The sequence below is a fragment of the Shewanella sp. TC10 genome (genome assembly GCF_009663145.1).
Lineage (GTDB): Bacteria > Pseudomonadota > Gammaproteobacteria > Enterobacterales > Shewanellaceae > Shewanella.
Genome location: NZ_VKHR01000018.1, coordinates 1 through 16410 on the forward strand (window position 1 = coordinate 1; position 16410 = coordinate 16410).

The following is a 16410-nucleotide window of genomic DNA, read 5'->3' on the forward strand; positions in this document are numbered from 1 at the left end:
AGGCATTTATAACTTAGTAACTAAGTTATAAATGCCTGTGTCGTTTGGAGTGCGCACATAGTATAGAGGTGGTTTACATTCTGCAAGTGGTTTTTAAGCTTTTATCGCTGATATATAACTGCATGTTGTATTAGTGAGCAATTACCTGCTTAAGAATGTGAATATTGCTCATTTATGCAAGGCTATGGCGCCCTCAAGCTCATTTTCACAGTCTACTAAATACTAGTAAGGGAATTAAATTACAGATACAAAAAAGCCACTCTATTGAGTGGCTGTTCTGTATATGGTGCCGGCACCAAGAGTCGAACTCGGGACCTACTGATTACAAGTCAGTTGCTCTACCAACTGAGCTATGCCGGCTTATCTTTTTAACAGTGATAACACTATTAAATAAATTGTGGTGCCCGAACCCGGAATCGAACCAGGGACACGAGGATTTTCAATCCTCTGCTCTACCGACTGAGCTATTCGGGCAACTAAACTAAGCGTTAGTTTGCTACTTCAAACTAGGTAATAACTTAACTTATAAATAAGTTGTTAATGCCAGTGTCGTTTGGAGTGCGCACATATTATAGGGATGATTTTAATCGCGCAAGTGGTTTTTTAATTCTTTTTATTCGTTAGGCTAGTAAGTATCCAAACTGGATGGTTTTTAGCTTATAAATGCTAAGAAAGGGTTTATATATTGGCTAAAGTCAATTCTAGCAATTAACGACTAACTAGGGCCTGTTGAGTTTTCAAGGTTGTTTTTTGCAGCGAATTCTTGGTCATTTGTACAAGGCAGAGACATTGTGGTGTAGTTATTCTACATAAAAAGTCGATAACGCTGTAAAAGTGGCCAGCAAACGCTGCCCGAAGGTGTAAATTAATCTAGGTGTAAAACCTTTCGATAAAATAGAATGGTATCGACTTAATTTTGCGATTTTATTTTATATTTTGTTCTATAAAATCAATTTCAAGTAATCAACAGGACAAGAAAGGGACAAGCTTGATGCTAACAAACACGAACAAGGGCTACGGGTTAATCACTATTCTTATTCATTGGATAAGTGCATTAACAGTGATCGGTTTATTTGGCTTAGGCTTTTGGATGGTTGACCTAACTTATTACAGTAGTTGGTATAAAACAGCGCCTGATATTCATAAAAGTGTTGGCCTTTTGCTGTTTGCCTTAACGTTAATAAGATTGCTATGGCGTTTTATATCAGTGAAGCCACAAGCGCATTCAAACCATAAGCCTTGGGAGCAACAGACTGCTAAATGGGCGCATCGAACGTTATACCTTTTAATGATATTCATCATGATCAGCGGTTTTTTGATATCAACTGCAGATGGGCGAGGGATTATGGTATTTGATTGGTTTGAAGTACCTTCATTGGGTAGTTTTATCAGTAACCAAGAAGATATCGCCGGTACTGTTCATGAATATTTAGCTTATAGCTTAATTGCACTTGTGTTTATACATGGGGCTGGTGCGATAAAGCATCAACTGATTGATAAAGATGGCACTTTAGCCAAGATAATCAAGCCTATTAAAAAGTAGCAAGCCAACAAGGTTTTAATTAACCATTTATACAACCAATTTTATGATCAAAGTAATGATAGCGTTTGAACATTAAAATTTAGATAAACAACACGAACTGACAAAGTGATTTTAATAAGGAAATTCCAAATGAAAAAGCAACTTATCGCTGGCTTAATCGGCTCTGCACTATTACCACTGACTTTATTACCAATGACGGCAAACGCAGCTGACTATGTTATTGATACCCAAGGCGCTCACGCTTCAATTCAGTTCAAAGTAAACCATTTAGGTTATAGTTTTGTCGCTGGCCGTTTTAATGACTTTGGTGGCAACTTCAGCTATAACGCTGATAAAATTACCGACTCTAAGGTGAATGTATCCATTAATACCACCAGTGTTGACTCAAACCATGCTGAGCGAGATAAGCACTTACGTGGAAGCGATTTTTTAAATACGGGTAAATTCCCTAAAGCAGAGTTCACATCTACTGGCGTAGAAGATAAGGGAAATGGCCAAATCGTGCTAAATGGTAACTTAACTTTAAATGGTGTAACTAAGCCAATTGCGATTGATGCAGAATTTATTGGTGAAGGTAAAGATCCATGGGGTGGCTATCGCGCAGGTTTTGCGGGAACGACTGAATTTGCTATGAAAGACTTCGGGATTAAAATGGATTTAGGTCCAGCATCTGCCAATGTGACCTTAGACCTTATTGTGGAAGGTATTAAGCAATAGAGTTGATTTAATCACTTTTCGATTTTTATTAGGAAAGTAACAGCTTATAAAATAACTGCTTATAGAATAACTTCTTATGATATAACAGTGCCGCTATTATTTACCTCTATTAGGTAATTGTTAGCGGCATTTTTGTATCTCAACTTTCTTATATCCCAGCAGATTTTTGTGTTACTTACTTAATCAGTTTTATTTTTCCAAACACATTCGCATCTTTATAGCCGCGATTCATGTCGCCATCAATAGGCTTTATTGGGTGAGAGCCAATAAAGTTTTCTCGAGTATGAGAGCGGTCATTATCGCAATAGGCAAGCATGAATCCCATGATTTTTCCTGCCGTTAGAGTAACTGGTGACACTTGCTTAGGGTCGAATCCGGATAAGCTGTCATTATAATTTTCAGGGAAAATGTTTATAGCCATTTCCCAATTTATTATTTGGGGATTAACAGGATCGCGGCTCCATTTAGTGTCGATATGATCGTTAAATGTAGTTGCTTCTTTAAGTGAAGAGAAATCAGCAACTTGTCTATCAAGCGCAACGTGATATGCAAAAGCATTGTGTGAGTATTGATGTTCACCACCAGATGCGTCTTCATCTAAAAAAACTTCAACAGTGTCATCATCCCAATAAAGCACAGTTGGATCTGCAGTTTGATCAAACATGACATCATCTATGATTTCAGTGAGTAAAAAGAGTTTGTTCTCTCGCCACAATAATTTGTATTGACCGCTGAAGTCATCTGCTGAAATCTCTGGGCCAATGATCATTTGGTCAATCGGATGCCATTTGGCTTGTTGCCAGTCAGCTTCGTTTGGCATTCCGTCAATATTGAGTTTAGTGTTTGCGTAGTTCACTTCGATGATTGGATGGATATGCTCTTGATGTTCGCTTCCATCAATAGGCGCTTTAATGTCAGCAGCAATAACGGCTGATGATATTACAGCTGTCACTGTTAAAGCTGAGATTATTTTTGCTTTATTCTTGGGTGGTAAATCTTCGCTTTTAACTTCAGCAGATAACTGTTTATTAAACCAATCCATAGTGTGTTTTGCTCCCAATTTAATCTTTGTCGCTGCTTAGGTAGTGAATTATGATTGCTGCATTTATTATCTAAGCTTTATTTATATCATCACATTTCAAATTTAGGGTAGTAATACCTTGATGCAATATTCACTATTGGCTTTAACTGGAAGCACAAATTCGTTGCGACTGTTTTTAATAAGCTGCTTATCATCAACATAGACCTGTTGCTCATCAATATCTCTGCTTCTCAGGACATCTAGTTTAATGCTCGCTTGTCTGAATTGGCGTTTAACGCTAATGTTATTCCAAGTTTTAGGTAACTGAGGCTGAATTTTAAGGCCATCCTTAACACCTTTAAGTCCCACCAATTGTTCAATGACAATACGATATATCCAAGCCACAGTGCCAGTATTGAATAACTGACTCGACTTGCCTGCATCATCGGGATATTGAAAGTAGGCTCCGCGATAATAATTAGGGATAAATACCGGTAGTTGGCCGCGAGCTAGAGCATCTTCATCTGATTGTGCGCAAATCATAGTATGCAATAACTCAAAGGCCGCTTCTGTTTCTTCGTGTTCAAATAACGCATAGATATAAAATGCCCCAGCGTGGTTATAAACCGAGCCATTTTCAGCGGTACCAGGAAATTTTTGAGTTAATCGTCCCACTTCTTCATGCATGTGAGTGTAACTAGGCGCAAGCATCATCATCCCAAAAGGGGTTTTTAGTTGCTGCTTGATTTGGTATTGCATTGATTGCCATTGGTTGTCGCTAATTGCCCCTGACAGCATTGAAAAACTTTGAGGGTTTAAATAAATCCGACCTTCAATATCCTTACTGACTCCAAAGCAATTTCCTGCATCGGTAATACCACGGGCAAACCACTCGCCATCCCAGCAGTGCTCATTGACATCTTGATTGAGTTTATCTGCTTGATGTAACCACTTCTCGTTTTGAGCTTTATTGCTTATAGACTCATTCACTTGAGCCCATAATTTCATACTGTAAGCACTTGCAAGACTTAACCAGCTTGATACGCCAATGCCTTTATAGCCCACCATATTCATCGGATCGCACCAATCACCCTGATTGATGTAATTTAACCCTCTGTCATCACGCTGTGACCACAGGAAATCTAATGCAAGATTGATGTGTTCATAAACCGTGGCAGATTGAGCATTTTCTGTTGCTGCAGTTTTGGCAGGAGCAAAAGGCACCATTTGCTCAAGAAACTCGTAGTCACCCGTTTCATTTAAGTAAGCTTCAATACAAATTACTAGCCATACACAATGATCAGTATGAGGGATTTGGTTTATATATTTAAGTTCTGAATCCGCATTAAGCAAAATACCATCAGGCATTTCTCCATTATCGTGTTGCTGCGAAAGCGCTTTAATAAATGCAGCCTTGGTTTTATCTGGGGCGATATACATCATGCCCATGGCATCTTGCAGATAATTACGGGTTTGAGGGTCGGTACTTAAACGATTAACATCACCATGGTAAAACACCTGTCTGGGGAGCCAGTGATTTACGAAGTTATCAAACGCTTGAGTACCTGTTTCGATCTGAAGCTGATTGTCAGCTTGAGCAATATACTGTTGATAATCCTGTTTAGCATTAGCCAATGTTTGAGGCGAAGCTAAGTATTTTTGCTTAAGCGTGGCGGCTTCTTTAGCATCTTTTACAGGTGCAAACACAAAATTGGTTTCACTTGACTCACTAGGGGCTAGGTTAAGGTCAAACTGCATTATCGCAGCAGGTGTTTGATAATGAGCAGGTTGAGAGGCAAGCTTTGGTTTTTTTATGGCATCAGGATTGTTTAATCCACCTTCACCTTCAAAAATAGACTGCCGGGTTTCATAACTGACAGGCTTTCTATCACTTAAAAATACAGTACAGTCTTTAAAATTTTGTTGAGTGAAATATTGGTCAACTTTTTGATAAGGCGTCACTGACTCACATAAAATGGCATTTAGCTCATTATCAAATCGGGCCGATTGATTCATCCATGACATATATCCCACTGGAAAGTAACTGTAGATACTTAAATCACGAGCTGTTTCATCATGATTGATAATCGATAACTGCCAAAGCTCGGCAGTATCATTTGTCGTAAGCGATAAACTTAATTCGCAGGTTAGGTTTAAATGAGCTATTTTCCAACTGATTTTATTTTTAGCAGCGATAAATTCAAAGCTTGTCGGCATTTGTTTAACTGGTGCGTAGGGTAATGAAAAAAACTCCCCTGTATGATTATCTTTGATATAGAAAAAACGCCCAGGATGATGACTAAAATAGGCATGTTCAGGCTGCATGAATGTTTTGGCTTCAAGGGCAGGGCCATGGGCGTATTTTGCAGGCTCAGGTTGCATAAATTGCGCGACAGCGTACCCACGACAATTCATTTGAATCATCATGTTTTTGTTCCACAAAAAACCACAAGCATTTGGCATACTGATTGGGGAATTTAGCGTGACTGCGCCATTTTGTTGATTGTAAGTGATCACTATCTTAATCCTGAACTGGTGTAGTACTAACGTTAGGCTTAGTTGAATATAAGCTTTGATTAATTTGCTGCATTTTCTGTTCATCTAAGCTGTAGTGCTTGACGACCCATACTGCGAGTAACGCAAATGCTGCAGGTATGAGTGTATTGAGCAGTAATATACCCAATAATGAATCTGGTGATTGCTGCTGATTAGCCACATATCCCATGGAAGATAACAGCCAACCAATCATCGCTCCTGCAAATGCTCCACCTAACTTTTGCGAGAAAGCCGCTGCCGAGAAAATCATTGCAGTCGCTCGGCGACCATTTTTATATTGAGAGTAATCAGCGGTATCGGCGTACATTGAGAAAACCAACGGTGATTTAGGGCCTAAACAGAAACCGATTAATGCCTGCATAATAAACATCAGGGTTAAATTGTTGGCTGGAATGAGATAAAAACCCGCAGATAAAATGGCCACTAGGCTCATTAAGCCAATTAATAAGCTGCGTTTATCAAAATAGCGGCTAAGTAACGGAGTAGAAGCTGCGCCTATGGCGAGTGAAATCATATAAACCGCAGTAAAGGTGCCAATTAAGTCTTCTCGGCCAACGTAATACTTAAAGTAAAACGTTCCTGTGCTTGCGCGAAGTGTAATGGTGAACATGATAATGAGCGCCAACGAAAACAAGATAAGCCAGGGTTTATTCTGAGTTAAATCCACGATGTCTTGCTTGATACTGGTTTGCTGATTTTTTGGCGGCGCAATACGTTCTTTAGTGGCCAAAAAGGTGAGGGTAAACAACACCGCTGAAATTAAACCGTAGCAACCCATTGTCATTTGCCAGCCTAGCGCTTCATTGCCGTTACCTAACAGGTTCACTAGCTCTGGTGTCATATAAGCGACTAATGTGCCGCCCGAAAAAGCACCGATAAATCTAAAGCTGGTTAAGGTCGTGCGCTCTTGGCTGTCGGCTGTGACTACACCTAGTAATGCACCATATGGGACATTAATAAAGGTGTAAGCAAGCATCATAAATATATAAGTGCCGTAAGCCCAAATGAGTTTTCCATCATCGCCCAAATCAGGGACGGTGAAGGTAAGTACGCCGGCTGCAGCTATGGGTAATATGCCCAGTAAAAGGTAAGGCCTGAACTTTCCGAAACGTGTGTATGTTCTATCAGCTAAGGCGCCCATTAAAGGATCTGAAAAGGCATCAATAATCCGCGTGACTAGCATCATAGTGCCGACAGCGGCAGCTGAAATACCAAAGACATCGGTATAAAAAATGAAAAGAAAAACATCGAATACTCGCCAGTAAAAGTTAGATGCGACATCCCCAAGGGCATAACCCACTTTTTCTTTTAACGATAACTTTTCAGATAGAGGTGTTGCTGATGAGGTTTTAGGTTCTTGAGCCATTGTTATTATTACCTTGGTTGATTCCATCCAAATTTGGTATTTATGGCAGCTTTACAGCTAACTGATTTTTATAAATATTCTAAATGCACAACTAGTGTAAGCGCTTACATTGTTGTTAGAATGTAAATGATTAATCATTTTTTGACCAGTATTAATTTACTTTAGATTCAAATTGAAACAGATTTTACTGGCTTGCGACTGGCTGTTTAAGTAGTGCATGTGTGGGGGAGTTTAGTTAAGAGAAAGCCTATGTAGCCTTGCTTATAACACAAGGGAGTTGGCTTAGGTCACTAAGTAAGAGTTAAAAATAAAGCCCCGCAAATTATTTGCAGGGGCTTTTTATTTACAGGGCATTTTATTTATTAGGCTTTTTTTTACAGAGCATTTATTTATAGAGCATTAAATCAGTTAGTACATGTTAAACGGATTTAGAATTTATAAAGCTCTTAGTCTTTCAAGGTTAACTCATTACTTCAACATCTCTTGAACGCGGATAACTTGGGCGCGATAACCTGTGGCAAACATATCGTGGCTATTAATGTTAATACGCACTGCGGGCTTGGTTTCGCCGTAACGATGTTCAACTAAAATAGACTGCACTTTACCTGTGGTGTCATCCATTTTTAAGTTACCGTAGCCGCCTCCTAAACCAAACAAGCCTGCTGATGCAAAGTAGCTCATCATACTGTCTTTATCTTGTTGATATTTGACGATTGAAGTCACAGGCGAATAGCCGTTATAACCAAGCTCGTCCTTACCGTACTCCCATACTTGCTCAACCGTTAGGTTTTGCTCATCAATTTTGTATTCCACTGAACGAGAGTATTTTTCGTTAGCAAACATTGGTTGACCTAAATGGCGGCCATCACCATTATCAAACACGGTTAAGGTACCTTTTTCAGGCACTAAATACGCAGTGTGTGAGGTGTAAGAAAAATCAAAGTCAGTGCCGCGACAAAGGCCTTTTTCATTACAATTAAGTTGCTTGCCCTTGGCATCGATTGGGGTTAAAAGTTTAGCTGCAAACTTTTCAGACCAACCTTTTGATGGGCTTAATATCCACTTAACTTGTTTATCTCGACCTATTTTTATTACTGCTGATTGATGGCGAGAACTGATAATAATACTGTCATCACTTGGATCGTAATCGATTGAATTTACATGTATCCAGTTACGGCCAGTTTCTACACCATGGATGTCACCATAAGGCGCATTTTGTAAGTCTTCTAAGGTGGTTTGATGGCCAGCTTGTGCTGCATTAATATTGAGGCAAACTGCGCCTGCATCGAGTGATAACAGCGCTTCTTCGCGCATAGGATCTAAAATGGTATTTAAGTCCCAGTAATCGACTAGCTTACCAGTGTTATCTACTTCAATGATTTGATCGCGAATAGTGTTGACTAACTTACCGTCTGGGCGGCGATAATCTTTGGCTGCGGCGCGAATGAAGATATTTCCATTTGCAGCTTCAATACCTTCATGGGATGCATCAATAAAGTTGCCCGGCAAGCTGTGCTCTGAAATCATTCTTCCCATGAGCGACATTTTTTTCCAGCCTTGACCCTGTACCCAGACCATATTGCCGTCTTTAGTGACGTTCATTCCCATGGCGTAACCCGCGTTGTCAAAGCTTTTTGAATCATGGGTAGTGTAGGGATTTAAATACCAGCGGATATCACCTGCGGTATCAATAATGAAAAAACCAGGTTTACCGTCCCAAGAAAATGCGCCAGGTGCATCAGGGTTATTGTGAGCAAGTTGACCTGTTTTGCCGTCTGGGTTCGTCCAATTAACAAAATATAGTCTGTCTTTGAAGTCGGCATCAACATGCTCAACTTCAACTAAAGGAGCTTTAGCCCACTGGCTTTCAGAGAAGCCCATATCAATATCTGGGGTAAGCATTTGATAGTCATGGCTATGCTGTTTACCGTTTTCAGTCCAGTTCACGGTAAAGTGATTCATTAAAGCTGGGTATAGGCCAAAAATTGGTACGCCGCCCTCATTCATGACACGCATATCATCGACTTGATAGTGAATGCTCACACCTGTGTCATCTTTGGCATGAACCGTAACTTCAACATCTGAAATAGTGTGACCGTTTAAGGTAACTAATGCGGTAAGTGGCGCATTTTCATATGGGTTATGGACTAAGTAACCTAAAGGTGCGTCAGGTACTGGAATGGGTTTCATTCCTAATGGATCGGCACTAGCATTTTGAAAAGATAAACTAAGGCTTACAGCTAATACAGCGTAAATGAGTGGCTTAACCATAAATATTCTCTTTAGAAACAATTACAGTGAGTATACGACCTATCTAATTGAAAAAACGATGTGTTGCTAACAAAGGGCTGGCATTATTTTCAAATTATAAGAAAACTCACGAATATGAAATTTCTATTTTAATTTGGGAACTTTTTCGAAGTTTACTGAAATTAGCTGGGCATCATTTTTTGCGACTACATTTATTGCTACCGACTTGTGGATGTATTTCACTGGATTTAGAAAAGTATCAATAAAAGCTAGTACGAATAAAGTGATTAATTATGGGAGGGTTGAACAATTGAAGGGAGACGAGTATCAACCTTAGCGGATCAATACTCGCATTCTAGCTAAATGACTGAAGGCAGTTTGTTAGGCTAGTTTATTCGTCTTCAGCTGGAGGCACATAACCTTCAATTTCAACGTCTTTGCCTTCAAATAAAAAGTTAACCATTTGCTCTTCAAGAAACTTTCTATCGTCAACATTCATCATGTTGAGCTTATTTTCGTTGATTAGCATAGTTTGTTTTTTCTGCCAAAGTCCCCAAGCTTCTTTACTGATCGAATCGAAAATTCGCTTGCCAACTTCTCCAGGATACAGTTGAAAATCTAAACCTGGAGCTTCTTTATTTAAATATGCGCAATTAACATTACGAGCCATGATGTTTCCTTAACGGGATCCTAAATAGGATCTGCTGCTGAAAGTGCGACTAAGTGAGATAAAATCCGCTCGGTTGCAGCGGCTAATCCGACTTTAGCTGGATGATGTATGTTATACCAGAGAGTCTGGTTTTGTTCCATTACACAGGATTCAAATTCTGCTAAATCTTGTGTTGATTCAATATCGATTAATATCGGTTGAATATCTAAGTGGAAGTGACTAAACGTATGTCGAAATCCTGCAAGCCATTCAGCCTTAGAATGAACAATCTTTTTGTCAGTAAATTCAGATAAAATATGCTCATCTAACTCAGCTTCAGTTTCAAACTGTGGAAAGCACCAAAGTCCTCCCCAAATTCCAGCTGGTGGACGTTTATTTAAAATCACTTGACCACTTTGTTTTACTACTAACATCCAAGCTGATTTGGTTGGAATGGCCTTTTTAGGTTTTTTGCCAGGGAATTCAGTTTGTTTGCCAGCCAGCTGGGCTTTGCAATCAATAGCAACTGGGCATTCGTCACAACGAGGTTTACTGCGGGTACAAACAGCAGAACCAATATCCATCATGGCCTGATTAAACTTACGCACATCATTTTTGGGCGTCAGTGAATCAGTCAGTGTCCAAAGTTGTTGTTCAACAGCTTTTTGACCAGGCCAACCGGCAATCGCGCCATGTCTTGCCAGCACTCGTTTAACATTGCCATCTAAAATGGAATGATGCTGACCAAGAGCAAGGGATAAAATAGCGCCTGCTGTTGAGCGGCCAATGCCGGAAAGGGCTATGACTTCATCTAAAGTTTCAGGGAACTTGCCATTATGTTGTTCGTACACCGCCTTTGCCGCTTTATGTAAGTTTCTGGCTCGGGCGTAATAACCTAAACCTGTCCAATGATGTAAAACATCATCTTCACTGGCATTCGCTAAATCTGCAATTGATGGAAAACTCGCCATGAACTTTTCATAATATGGGATAACAGTGGCGACCTGAGTTTGTTGCAGCATGATCTCAGAAATCCATACTCTGTATGGGGTTTTATTGATCTGCCAAGGGAGGGTCTTACGGCCATGAACATCGTACCAAGCAACAATTCGCTCAGAAAAATTACGCTCGGAAAAGGAGTTATCTTTTTTCATTGGCGCAGTGTATATGGCGACGTTTTGATAAACAAGTCAGATACGGTTTTGATACTGGAAAAGCTAAAAACGATAAGTGGCTTTTAAATGGTCTCTGAAGCTTAAAATCCGCCTAGTCACTGAGGTATTTTGACTCATGTAGCTAAACTTGTTTAAAAAACGCAATATAAGCACAAGAATCTCCACCTCAAAGGGGATTAACTACTTTAGTCATGGCGTTTTTACGATATACTTACCGACTATTTATGAATTTGAAGTGAAACATTGGGTCACTTTTATAAAGCACCCAATTGATGAGGCAAACATGAGCGACGTGACTACCGCTGAATTTAACGAAGATGGTAAATATATTCGTAAGATTAGAAGCTTTGTATTGAGAGAAGGGCGCCTAACAAAAGGCCAAGCTCAAGCAATTGAATCATACTGGCCAACAATGGGGTTAGATTACACTCCAGAGCCTATCAATCTTACTGAAGTATTTAATCGTGATGCTGATACCGTATTAGAGATTGGATTTGGTATGGGCGCTTCTTTAGTTGAAATGGCGCAAGCAGCTCCTGAACTAAATTATATTGGTATTGAAGTTCACAAGCCTGGTGTTGGTGCATGCCTAGTTGATGCTGGTAAAGCTGAAGTGACTAACCTTCGTGTTTACCATCATGACGCTATGGAAGTGCTTGAAAACAGTATTGCAGATGGTTCTTTGAGTCGTGTGCAGTTGTTTTTTCCAGATCCTTGGCACAAAAAACGTCACCATAAACGCCGTATCGTTCAAGCTGAATTTGCTGAACTTATTCGTCGTAAATTAAAAATTGGCGGTGTTTTCCATATGGCAACTGACTGGGAAAATTACAGTGAACATATGCTTGAAGTGATGTCTGCTGCTGAAGGTTATAAGAATCAATCTGAAACCAATACAGTCGTTGAGCGTCCAGATCATCGCCCATTAACAAAATTCGAAGCCCGTGGACATCGCTTAGGTCATGGTGTTTGGGATTTAATGTTCGAAAGAGTAAGCTAAGCTTGTTCGGATTTGATTTAAAACATTTATAAACGATAAAACACTAGGATAAAAACATGGCTAAGAATCGCAATCGCCGTTTACGTAAAAAATTACGCGTTGATGAGTTCCAAGAACTTGGTTTTGATGTTAACTGGACTTTCGAAGAGTCAATTTCTGAAGAAGAGATTGATAAAGCCGTTGATGAGTTTATCGATCAAGTTATTGAGCCTCGTAATCTAGGTTTTCACGGTGGCGGCCATAAAATGTGGGAAGGCATCATTGCAACACAGCAAATCGGTAAATGTACCGAAGAAGATGTGGCAGCCGTTAAAGCATTCTGGGAAGCGAAGAAAGTTCCTCAGCTTGAAGTTAGTGCGTTATATGACATCTGGTGGGGCTAATTTAGCTGATGCCTGAGCAAATACTGCTTCAAGAAGTGGTCGACAAAGTTCGGCCACTTATTGGTTCTGGAAAGGTCGCAAGCTACATTCCTGCATTAGGGAATGTGGATCCTAATAAAATTGCGATTGCTGTTACCACTGCTGATGGGCAAACCATAGGCGCTGGTGATTACCTTGAACCTTTTTCTATTCAGAGTATTTCTAAAGTATTTAGTCTTACGCTTGCACTTAGTTTGTATACTGAAGATGAAATTTGGAGCCGAGTAGGTAAAGAACCCTCAGGCCAGTCTTTTAATTCGCTGGTACAAGTTGAGTTGGAACGAGGTATACCTCGAAATCCATTCATCAATGCTGGGGCTTTAGTGATTGCAGACCTAATTCAAGCAAGGCAAAGTGCACCTAAGCACCGCATGCTTGAAGAAGTGAGAAAGCTCAGTGGTAATTCGCATATCTGTTTTGATAAAAACGTAGCCAATTCAGAGTTTAAATTTAGTGCTAGAAATGCCTCGATTGCATATTTAATGAAGTCATTTGGTAATTTCGATGGCAATGTCGATACTGTGCTAAAAAGCTACTTTCATTATTGCTCGCTGAAAATGAACTGTGCAGATTTATCTAAAGCCATGTTCTATTTGGCTAATCGCGGCAAAACCTTCCAAGGTGATCAACTAATCACGCCTGTGCAAACAAGGCAGCTTAATGCGTTATTGGCAACATCGGGCTTATATGATGGTGCTGGTGAATTTGCTTATCGCGTGGGGATGCCAGGTAAAAGTGGTGTTGGTGGCGGTATTATTGCCGTTATTCCTGGTGATATGTCTATTTGTGTTTGGTCTCCTGAACTGGATCAAAATGGCAACTCTTTAGCGGGTACTCGTATGCTTGAGTATTTGTCTCAGTCTTTAGGACGTTCAATTTTTTAATTCCTTTACTGTTTGTCTTTAGCTGTTCTTAGCTGGTGGTAGCTTTTATTTCTTAGTTTTATCTTTTAGTTCTTAGCTCGTAAATTAGCTGATATTAAATTTGTACACGAGTGAACATTAACGATGAGTGAAATACACCACTTTGTTGTTAATTTCACTCATCTTCGGCTAACTCTTCAATTTTGCCTTTCTCTAAATATGATTAAAAATCCTTTTTTGTTATTGAAAATAAAAGGTTTTTAAATATTGGCACGAGCTGTGCTTTATCTAGGTTATCAATTACAAGTATTTACTATTAACTAACCAGATTAAAAATTCAGTCTATAACTTAAAGACTGTGATTTATTAACAGCAAGGAAGAGCTAATGAAAACTCAAACTAATTTCACCAACGGTTTAATCAAAGGTATTGCTTTATCAGGGCTTATCTTTACAGCTGGTGCGATATCACCTGCTATGGCAAAGCTCACCATTGATGACGACCAATGTAATGTCACTCTTAATTATGATGTCACTGTTGAACCGAAAAAATTACTCATCAGCGAGCAGGGTGAAGAAATCTATCGAGTTGAAATGGGTGAGCTTTATGTTGAAGGCAACAGAGTTAAATTAGATAGCAAACAGAGCAAATTGCTTAATGATTATTCAGAAGAGCTTTCTCAACAAGTACCTGAAATCATCGATCTCGTAAATGAAGTTGTTGTACTGGCTACTGATGCCGTTAGCTTAGCGTTAACCCCAATCTTTGGTGATGCAACAGGCTCGAAATTAGATGAACTACTGGCTGGCATACAAACCCGAGTAGATGAAGCTGCTTATCAGCAAGGTGATATGTTTTACTTAGGCGCTACCGAGTCTTCAATTGAAGAAGCTTTTAACGAAGATTTTGAAAAAGAAATGGAAGCGATGATTTCGAATTCAATGGGCAGCTTCATGATGGCCTTAGGGGCTGAAATGATGTCTTCTGAAGGCGGTACTTTTGAAGAGAAGATTGAAGCTTTTTCTGCCAAAATGGAAAAAGTGGGTGAAGACATTGAGTATCAGATAGCCGATCAATCAGAGGCTATTGAAGCTAAAGCTGAGCAAGTTTGTGCAAATTTTGAAGAGCTTATGGTACTTGAGTCCGAGGTTCGTAAATCAATTCCAGAACTTGCTTCATACGAACTGGCCACACTTGATAGTCGTTATGAATAAGTAAGGCAGTATATTTATTTAGTTAAATACCCGATTAAGCTTAAATGAGCATCGGTAATTAACTAGCAGGTAATTGTAAAGGTTAGTCAGTGAAAATGGACTGTAGACTAACTAATCTGATTATCTTGATTGTTCAATTTCTAGCATTGTCAAAATGCACCTGACCTTCCCCTGCTAAATAAGCAGGGGCTTTTTCGTTTTAAATCCCCATAAAATCCTAATTCAACTAGACTTCTATACAACTAATGATTTGTTCTGATAAAAAAATTGTATATTATAAATATAGAGCCATTTGTGATTTTTTTGGTATACTCCATAAAATTATAAAACTGCATAGCTAATTCGATTAACTTATTGTTTTAGTATTGATTGGCTATACAGGATAAGGGACTATCACAATTTAATTTCTTTTTTGGTTAATAGTGCAGGTAATTTTGCACTGTCATATCGCTTAAATCTTGTTCGTTATTGTTTCGAATAGGTTACAGTGATTGGCATTCCAAAAACTATTTTTAATGTCGTAAACAGCTTAAGGCGACTCCAATGTTAGAACTGTTAGAACCTATTGCTATTTTTACTCATGTTGCCCGCGCCGGAAGCTTTAGCGCCGCAGCCAGAAGATTGAGTATATCTAAGTCCAAAGTAAGTACTCAGGTTGCTGATCTTGAACATAAACTTGGGGTTCAACTTATTCAACGTACTACACGTAGTTTGAGTCTGACAGAAGCTGGTAACTTGCTTTATATTCAAGGCGAAGAGTTACTCCGTGATGCAGAACAAGCTGTTGCTAGTGTACATAACTTGAATGATGCAACCCGTGGTGTATTGAAAGTGGGTATTTCCCAGTCTTTCGGTACCATGCATATCATTCCTGCATTACCTGAGTTTATGGCTAAACACCCAGAACTTGAGTTACAAGTAAGCTTACTCGATCATAAAGTTGATGTAGTAAGTGAAGGCTTAGACCTACTATTAACTATGTCGGAGCAATTACCTTTAGGTATGGTTGCTCGTCCGTTAATGAAGTGCCAATTCTTACTTGCAGCATCGCCAGAGTATATAGCTCAAAACGGAACGATTTCTCGTCCTGAGCAACTAGTGGATCATAACTGTCTTGTTTATCAAGGTGAGTGGCATGAGCACAGCATGTGGCAATTTAAGAAAGGCGAAGACTACTGCGAAATAGGTGTATCAGGTAACTTCCGAGTTGATAATGCACCAGCATTAAAATCAGCTGCAGTCAGCGGGCTTGGTATTGCATATTTAGCCAGTTACTTGATGGAAGATGAAATAGAGCAAGGTACCTTAGTACCATTGTTACCGGATTGGCAGTTAACCAATAACCTGCCTCTACAAGCGGTTTACCCTCGACGTAAGCATCTTGCACCTAAAGTAAGCTCGTTCATCGACTTTATTAAGGGACATATTGGAAGCACCCCTTATTGGGATACTAAATATGAGCATTTATACAAATTGCGTAAATAATTACCAAGATAGGTAGCTAATTACGTAAGAATATATGGAAACATTGTTCAATATTACAAACAAAGCCGCACTAATTAGTGTGGCTTTTTAATTTGTTTAACATAAACAATAACTTAATTGTTTGTGTTTAAAAATTGTTCAGTGTTATA

General features: G+C 39.3%; 13 protein-coding genes and 2 tRNA genes. 7 read left to right on the top strand and 8 right to left on the bottom strand.

Going from position 1 to position 16410, the window contains the following annotated elements:
- Window positions 1-284: 284 nt before the first annotated feature.
- Together FNZ24_RS08270 and FNZ24_RS08275 are read right to left on the bottom strand one after the other, a co-directional pair.
- Window positions 285-360 (bottom strand) — tRNA-Thr (locus tag FNZ24_RS08270).
- 38 nt (window positions 361-398) lie between these two features.
- A tRNA-Phe gene (locus FNZ24_RS08275) sits at window positions 399-474 on the bottom strand.
- 517 nt (window positions 475-991) lie between these two features.
- On the opposite strand from FNZ24_RS08275, the gene FNZ24_RS08280 reads away from it, so the two are divergent.
- Window positions 992-1543 (top strand): cytochrome b, encoded by a 552-nt coding sequence (locus tag FNZ24_RS08280; RefSeq protein WP_153914016.1) that lies wholly within the window; start codon window positions 992-994, stop codon window positions 1541-1543.
- Window positions 1544-1672: 129 nt separating this feature from the next.
- On the top strand, window positions 1673-2260 hold the full coding sequence (locus FNZ24_RS08285; RefSeq protein ID WP_153914017.1) for a YceI family protein: 588 nt from the start codon (window positions 1673-1675) through the stop codon (window positions 2258-2260).
- A 175-nt stretch (window positions 2261-2435) separates the two neighbouring features.
- On the opposite strand, the gene FNZ24_RS08290 is transcribed toward FNZ24_RS08285, so the two are convergent.
- From FNZ24_RS08290 to mutY, 6 genes are all read right to left on the bottom strand, one after another.
- Window positions 2436-3302 carry a sugar-binding protein gene (locus FNZ24_RS08290; RefSeq protein ID WP_153914018.1) on the bottom strand — a complete coding sequence of 289 codons (867 nt, stop codon included), beginning with the start codon at window positions 3300-3302 and terminating at the stop codon, window positions 2436-2438.
- Window positions 3303-3404: 102 nt separating this feature from the next.
- Entirely contained in the window at window positions 3405-5798 is a 2394-nt protein-coding gene (locus FNZ24_RS08295) for a GH36-type glycosyl hydrolase domain-containing protein (protein ID WP_228768421.1), read from the bottom strand.
- 4 nt (window positions 5799-5802) lie between these two features.
- The gene (locus FNZ24_RS08300; protein ID WP_153914020.1) at window positions 5803-7203 is read right to left on the bottom strand and encodes an MFS transporter; all 1401 of its coding nucleotides are present in this window, start codon (window positions 7201-7203) and stop codon (window positions 5803-5805) included.
- Window positions 7204-7671: 468 nt separating this feature from the next.
- Entirely contained in the window at window positions 7672-9474 is a 1803-nt protein-coding gene (locus FNZ24_RS08305) for an aryl-sulfate sulfotransferase (RefSeq protein WP_153914021.1), read from the bottom strand.
- 370 nt (window positions 9475-9844) lie between these two features.
- On the bottom strand, window positions 9845-10123 hold the full coding sequence (locus FNZ24_RS08310) for an oxidative damage protection protein (protein ID WP_102528673.1): 279 nt from the start codon (window positions 10121-10123) through the stop codon (window positions 9845-9847).
- 20 nt (window positions 10124-10143) lie between these two features.
- Entirely contained in the window at window positions 10144-11256 is a 1113-nt protein-coding gene (mutY, locus tag FNZ24_RS08315) for an A/G-specific adenine glycosylase (RefSeq protein WP_153914022.1), read from the bottom strand.
- Window positions 11257-11560: 304 nt separating this feature from the next.
- On the opposite strand from mutY, the gene trmB reads away from it, so the two are divergent.
- The 5 genes from trmB (at window position 11561) to FNZ24_RS08340 (ending at window position 16261) form a co-directional block, all read left to right on the top strand.
- Window positions 11561-12277 (top strand): tRNA (guanosine(46)-N7)-methyltransferase TrmB, encoded by a 717-nt coding sequence (gene trmB, locus FNZ24_RS08320; protein WP_153914023.1) that lies wholly within the window; start codon window positions 11561-11563, stop codon window positions 12275-12277.
- A 56-nt stretch (window positions 12278-12333) separates the two neighbouring features.
- Window positions 12334-12660 carry a 50S ribosome-binding protein YggL gene (locus tag FNZ24_RS08325; protein WP_153914024.1) on the top strand — a complete coding sequence of 109 codons (327 nt, stop codon included), beginning with the start codon at window positions 12334-12336 and terminating at the stop codon, window positions 12658-12660.
- Between the two features lie 8 nt (window positions 12661-12668).
- A complete protein-coding gene (gene glsB, locus FNZ24_RS08330; RefSeq protein WP_153914025.1) occupies window positions 12669-13583 on the top strand; it encodes a glutaminase B in 915 nt (304 codons plus the stop codon).
- Between the two features lie 365 nt (window positions 13584-13948).
- Window positions 13949-14776, top strand: coding sequence for a YggN family protein (locus tag FNZ24_RS08335; RefSeq protein ID WP_153914026.1), 828 nt, complete (start codon window positions 13949-13951; stop codon window positions 14774-14776).
- Between the two features lie 543 nt (window positions 14777-15319).
- The gene (locus FNZ24_RS08340; protein WP_153914027.1) at window positions 15320-16261 is read left to right on the top strand and encodes a LysR family transcriptional regulator; all 942 of its coding nucleotides are present in this window, start codon (window positions 15320-15322) and stop codon (window positions 16259-16261) included.
- The last annotated feature ends 149 nt before the right edge of the window (window positions 16262-16410 follow it).

Bases quoted from the DNA above. Each gene is read 5' to 3' on its own strand.
- FNZ24_RS08280 (WP_153914016.1), top strand. From the start codon at position 992: ATGCTAACAAACACGAACAAGGGCTACGGGTTAATCACTATTCTTATT.
- FNZ24_RS08285 (WP_153914017.1), top strand. From the start codon at position 1,673: ATGAAAAAGCAACTTATCGCTGGCTTAATCGGCTCTGCACTATTACCA.
- FNZ24_RS08290 (WP_153914018.1), bottom strand. From the start codon at position 3,302: ATGGATTGGTTTAATAAACAGTTATCTGCTGAAGTTAAAAGCGAAGAT.
- FNZ24_RS08300 (WP_153914020.1), bottom strand. From the start codon at position 7,203: ATGGCTCAAGAACCTAAAACCTCATCAGCAACACCTCTATCTGAAAAG.
- FNZ24_RS08305 (WP_153914021.1), bottom strand. From the start codon at position 9,474: ATGGTTAAGCCACTCATTTACGCTGTATTAGCTGTAAGCCTTAGTTTA.
- FNZ24_RS08310 (WP_102528673.1), bottom strand. From the start codon at position 10,123: ATGGCTCGTAATGTTAATTGCGCATATTTAAATAAAGAAGCTCCAGGT.
- mutY (WP_153914022.1), bottom strand. From the start codon at position 11,256: ATGAAAAAAGATAACTCCTTTTCCGAGCGTAATTTTTCTGAGCGAATT.
- trmB (WP_153914023.1), top strand. From the start codon at position 11,561: ATGAGCGACGTGACTACCGCTGAATTTAACGAAGATGGTAAATATATT.
- FNZ24_RS08325 (WP_153914024.1), top strand. From the start codon at position 12,334: ATGGCTAAGAATCGCAATCGCCGTTTACGTAAAAAATTACGCGTTGAT.
- glsB (WP_153914025.1), top strand. From the start codon at position 12,669: ATGCCTGAGCAAATACTGCTTCAAGAAGTGGTCGACAAAGTTCGGCCA.
- FNZ24_RS08335 (WP_153914026.1), top strand. From the start codon at position 13,949: ATGAAAACTCAAACTAATTTCACCAACGGTTTAATCAAAGGTATTGCT.
- FNZ24_RS08340 (WP_153914027.1), top strand. From the start codon at position 15,320: ATGTTAGAACTGTTAGAACCTATTGCTATTTTTACTCATGTTGCCCGC.